Source organism: Methylobacterium aquaticum, assembly GCF_001043915.1.
In the GTDB taxonomy this organism is placed as follows: domain Bacteria; phylum Pseudomonadota; class Alphaproteobacteria; order Rhizobiales; family Beijerinckiaceae; genus Methylobacterium; species Methylobacterium aquaticum.
Genome location: NZ_LABX01000405.1, coordinates 1 through 632 on the forward strand (window position 1 = coordinate 1; position 632 = coordinate 632).

1 protein-coding gene is annotated in these 632 nt (G+C 72.6%); it reads right to left on the bottom strand.

Annotated elements, in window-relative coordinates; genetic code table 11:
• Positions 1 to 632 (bottom strand): AMP-binding protein (locus VP06_RS32830; protein WP_048468020.1); only part of this gene is annotated, 632 nt, incomplete at both ends.

The following is a 632-nucleotide window of genomic DNA, read 5'->3' on the forward strand; positions in this document are numbered from 1 at the left end:
AGGAAGCGTTCTGCGGTGAGGGCGGGCTGCCCGAGATAGCCGCGGGCGAGGCCGTATCCGCCGACGAAGAGCTCGGCGGTGACGCCGTCGGGGACGGGGTTGAGGTCGGTGTCGAGGAGGAGGGCGGTGCGCGCCCCCACCGCTCGCCCGATCGGCGCGAACGGGCCCGGGCAGGCGAAGGCTTGCGTGGCCGAGGTTTTCCAGACGAGCGGCGTCACCACGGTCTCGGTCGGACCGTAGCCGTTGATCAGGATGCGCGCGCCGATCGCCCGGGCGACCAGCTCCAGCCCGGCTCGCGGCATCGCCTCGCCGCCGAAGGAGCACAGGTCCAGCCCGGACGCCTCACCCCGCCACGCGGCGAAGACAGCCAATTCCTGCAGGTAGACGGGCGGGAACCCGGCCCGCGTGCAGCGCTCGCGCCGCAGCACCGCGAGCGTGTGCTCGGGCGACCACAGGGCGTCGTCGCGCAGGACGATGCAGGCGCCGACCGTGAGGTTGGTCCAGAGGCGCTCGTGGGCGCCGTCGAAGCTGAAGGAGATGAACAGGAGCTCGCGCGAGCCGGGCGCCATCTCGTAAAGGTCGGCGGTCGTTCGGCAATGCATCGCGAAGGCGCCGTGCGCCACCGCGACGCC